The organism is Streptomyces sp. NPDC059564 (genome assembly GCF_042735575.1).
GTDB lineage: Bacteria > Actinomycetota > Actinomycetes > Streptomycetales > Streptomycetaceae > Streptomyces.
Genome location: NZ_JBHWBP010000531.1, coordinates 1 through 3,725, shown reverse-complemented (window position 1 = coordinate 3,725; position 3,725 = coordinate 1). Strand labels below are relative to the sequence as shown.

The window sequence follows — 3,725 nt, the reverse complement described above, 5'->3', positions numbered from 1 at the left end:
GGACAGTCGGCCGGCCCGTCGGCGCACGTGTGCCTCAGCCCGCGTTCGCGACGATGAAGCCGCGGACCATCTTGCAGGTGAGGTTCGACGGCCGGTGGACGCCGACCCGCACCGCCATCGTCCGTATCTTGCGGTTGGTGGCGCGCCGGGCGTCGTACGTCCCCGTGTCGAGCAGGGAAATCGCCAGCCGCATCGCCTTGAGACGGCGGTTGTGGCTCTCGTACCACTCGCGGGGCAGGCCCGCGGGCAGCGGCTTCTTCTTGGGCATCGAAATGATCGCGGCAGCGGCCATCTACAGCCTCCCAAACGGTAGTTGGCTTCCTGTCGTTCTCCTTCGATTTTACCGGGGGGCACTGACAAAAGCCCCTGGCCAGACGGAGTCTGGCTACCCTGGCGGGCATGGAGATCTGGATCAATCCCGCCTGTTCGAAGTGCCGCGGCGCGCTGACCCTGCTGGACGCGGAGGGCGCCGAGTACACGGTGCGCCGCTACCTGGAGGACGTGCCCTCCGAGGCCGAGATCCGCGAGGTGCTGGGCCGCCTCGGGCTGGAACCCTGGGACATCACGCGCACCTCCGACCCCCTGGCGAAGGAGACCGGCGTGCGGGACCTGCCCCGCGAGGCGACGGACGCCGCCCGGCAGGCCTGGATCGCCCACCTGGCCGCCCACCCCAAGCTGATCCAGCGCCCGATCATCACCGCCGAGGACGGCACGGCCCTCGTCGCCCGCACCCCCGAGGCCGTACGTGAAGCCCTGTCCCGCACCGCCTAGCCGCCCGAGGCCCCTTCACCCCGCCCGCACCCGGCCCCCCGTAGGGTGAGTACGTACCGAAAAGGAACAAACCGCACAAGCCGCACCAAAGGAACCCGAGCCGTGACCGACCAGCAGCAGCCGCCGACCGCCGCCGTGCCGCCGCGGACCGCCGGGGGGCATCCGATTCCGCCGCCGCGGCGCGGGGCCGACTGGATGTTCGGCGGGGTGTACGGGACCGTGCTCGCCAGCGGGCTGCTGGCCGCGCTGGACCAGAAGGGCGGGGAGTACACCCCCTTCTACGACGCCAGCTGGGTCCTGGTCACCGCCGCCACCGCCGCCCTCGCGCACGGGTACTCGCACCACATGACCACCCACCAGGCCGGCTCCGCCGCGCACCGGTGGCGGGTGCTCTCCCGGGCCCTGTGGCACGAGTGGCCCATGATCGTGGCCACCCTGCCCACCGTGCTCCTGCTGCTGATCGCCGGGCTCGCGCACTGGGAGTCGTACGGGGTCACGGCCGTCGGGCTCGGCCTGAACACCGCGCTGCTCTTCGCCTGGGGGGCCTTCATCGCGATCCGGGTCGGCTACCGGCTCGGCTCGGCGCTGCTCATCGGCCTCGCGGACGCCACCATCGGCCTGGCCATCATCGTGGCCAACGCCCTGATCAAGTAGCGGCCGACAGGGGCCGGGAAGCGGGCGGCGCCCCCGCTATCCCGCCAGCTGCCCCTCCGCCTCCGCCAGGATCTCCGTCAGCCGGGCCCCGAACTCCGCGTCGCGCGGGTCCGGGACGCCGGTGCGGGCGGCGGTGAGGAGGGCGTCCAGGGCTCGGCCGTAGGCACCCGGTACGTCGCCCCAGTCGGGCAGCCCGAAGACGCCCTCGGCACCGCGCAGTTCCAGCCCCACCCCGGCGGCCGCGCGCGGCGCGCCCAGGCTGAGCACGGCGGTGCTGGCCGCGCCCGAGGCGTGCCGCAGGGCCAGCTGGACCAGGTCGGAGGGGCCCCGGGAGGCGGTGACGGCGGTGACGTCGCCCAGCACCGGGATCAGTACGGACAGCGCGTGCGGGCCGACGTCCCACAGGCCGCCCTTGGCCTTGCGCCAGGGCGAGTCGGCGTACGCGCTGGGCGCTCCGTCGGGCGGGAAGACGGCGCCGAGCCAGTGCGCGGAGGCGGTGAACCACCCGGTCCGCGCGGCCTGTTCCGTCACCCACCCGGCGGTCGGCTCGGCGAAGCGGAGGGTGAGGAAGACGACGGAGGCGACGCCGTGCCGGGTGGCGGCGGCGGCCACGGCGCGGGCGTCCTCGACGGTGGTCGCGACGGGCTTGTCGAGCAGCAGGTGGCATCCGGCGGCGGCCGCCCGCACGGCGAGCGGGGCCTGGACGTCCGGCGGCAGGGCGAAGGCCACGGCGTCACAGTCCGCGAACAGCGCGTCGGGGTCTTCGTACACCTTCACGCCGTACTCGCCGGCCAGCGCGGCCGCCGCTTCGGGGCGGCGGCCCCACACTCCGACGAACTCGGAGCCGGCGTGCGCGGCGAGGGCGGGGGCGTGGGTGCGGCGGGCCCAGGGGCCGGTTCCCAGCAGGCCGACGCGGGGACGGGGGCGGCCGGAAACGCCTTCGGGCCGCTCGTCCGCGGAGTTCAAATCGTACGAAATGCTCACCCGCTCAGTCTGCCCCACTCGGACGGGTGTGCAGCCGCCGACCCGCACAACCCACCCGACCTGCGGTGTAAACCTCGGTAACACGGGGTTCACAGCCGGGCAACGGATGAGAAATCGCCACCGGGCACGCTGCGGTCAACACCGTGGCGATCCGCGGCACCGCAGGGTGCAGCACCGCAGAGTCAGGATGGGGCCCGTGAGCTACAAGGCTGAGTACATCTGGATCGACGGCACCGAGCCGACGGCGAAGCTTCGCTCCAAGACCAAGATCCTGGCGGAGGGCGAGGCGCTGCCGATCTGGGGCTTCGACGGTTCGAGCACCAACCAGGCCGAGGGCCACGCCTCCGACCGCGTGCTCCAGCCGGTGTTCTCCTGCCCGGACCCGATCCGCGGCGGCTCGCACGTCCTCGTGCTGTGCGAGGTCCTCAACATCGACATGACCCCGCACGAGTCGAACACGCGCGCGCTGCTGCGTCCCGTCGCCGAGCGGTTCGCCGCGCAGGAGCCGATCTTCGGCATCGAGCAGGAGTACACCTTCTTCGACGGTTCGCGCCCGCTCGGCTTCCCGGTCAACGGCTTCCCGGCGGCACAGGGCGGCTACTACTGCGGTGTCGGCTCCGACGAGATCTTCGGCCGCGACATCGTCGAGAAGCACCTCGACCACTGCCTGGCCGCGGGCCTGTCCATCTCCGGCATCAACGCCGAGGTCATGCCCGGCCAGTGGGAGTTCCAGGTCGGCCCGGTCGGCCCGCTGGAGGTCTCCGACCAGCTGTGGATCGCGCGCTGGCTGCTGTACCGCACGGCGGAGGACTTCAACGTCTCCGCGACCCTGAACCCGAAGCCGGTGAAGGGCGACTGGAACGGCGCGGGCGCGCACACCAACTTCTCGACGAAGGCGATGCGCGAGGACTACCGCGCGATCATCACCGCCTGCGAGGCGCTGGGCGAGGGCAGCAAGCCGCTGGACCACGTCAAGAACTACGGCGCGGGCATCGACGAGCGCCTGACGGGCCTGCACGAGACGGCCCCGTGGAACGAGTTCAGCTACGGGGTCTCCGACCGCGGCGCGTCGGTCCGCATCCCGTGGCAGGTGGAGAAGGACGGCAAGGGATACATCGAGGACCGCCGCCCGAACGCGAACGTGGACCCGTACGTGGTCACCCGCCTGATCACGGACACCTGCTGCACGGGCCTGGAGCGCGACGGACTGCTCTGACCCCGCCCCCACCTCCACCCCCACCGGCCCCCCGGGGGGGGGAGGCCCCGGGGCGGGGCCGGGGGGGGGGGGGGGGGGGGCGCGAACGGGAAGCGGGGCG

The 3,725-nt window shown here is 72.8% G+C and carries 5 protein-coding genes; 3 read left to right on the top strand and 2 right to left on the bottom strand.

Annotated features, from left to right (window positions below; all coding sequences use genetic code 11):
* Positions 1 to 34 precede the first annotated feature (34 nt).
* Positions 35 to 292 (bottom strand): hypothetical protein, encoded by a 258-nt coding sequence (locus ACFV0Q_RS39590; RefSeq protein ID WP_385012705.1) that lies wholly within the window; start codon positions 290 to 292, stop codon positions 35 to 37.
* A 107-nt stretch (positions 293 to 399) separates the two neighbouring features.
* Here ACFV0Q_RS39590 and ACFV0Q_RS39585 point away from each other — a divergent pair, with 107 nt between their 5' ends.
* Both ACFV0Q_RS39585 and ACFV0Q_RS39580 read left to right on the top strand, forming a co-directional pair.
* The gene (locus tag ACFV0Q_RS39585; RefSeq protein ID WP_385012703.1) at positions 400 to 771 is read left to right on the top strand and encodes an ArsC/Spx/MgsR family protein; all 372 of its coding nucleotides are present in this window, start codon (positions 400 to 402) and stop codon (positions 769 to 771) included.
* Positions 772 to 873: 102 nt separating this feature from the next.
* The gene (locus ACFV0Q_RS39580) at positions 874 to 1,425 is read left to right on the top strand and encodes a hypothetical protein (RefSeq protein ID WP_385012701.1); all 552 of its coding nucleotides are present in this window, start codon (positions 874 to 876) and stop codon (positions 1,423 to 1,425) included.
* Positions 1,426 to 1,461: 36 nt separating this feature from the next.
* Here ACFV0Q_RS39580 and ACFV0Q_RS39575 read toward each other — a convergent pair whose 3' ends face one another.
* On the bottom strand, positions 1,462 to 2,403 hold the full coding sequence (locus ACFV0Q_RS39575) for a Gfo/Idh/MocA family protein (protein ID WP_385012706.1): 942 nt from the start codon (positions 2,401 to 2,403) through the stop codon (positions 1,462 to 1,464).
* A 202-nt stretch (positions 2,404 to 2,605) separates the two neighbouring features.
* On the opposite strand from ACFV0Q_RS39575, the gene glnII reads away from it, so the two are divergent.
* Positions 2,606 to 3,625, top strand: coding sequence for a glutamine synthetase (gene glnII / locus ACFV0Q_RS39570; protein ID WP_385012699.1), 1,020 nt, complete (start codon positions 2,606 to 2,608; stop codon positions 3,623 to 3,625).
* The last annotated feature ends 100 nt before the right edge of the window (positions 3,626 to 3,725 follow it).

Bases quoted from the DNA above. Each gene is read 5' to 3' on its own strand.
- ACFV0Q_RS39585 (WP_385012703.1), top strand. From the start codon at position 400: ATGGAGATCTGGATCAATCCCGCCTGTTCGAAGTGCCGCGGCGCGCTG.
- ACFV0Q_RS39590 (WP_385012705.1), bottom strand. From the start codon at position 292: ATGGCCGCTGCCGCGATCATTTCGATGCCCAAGAAGAAGCCGCTGCCC.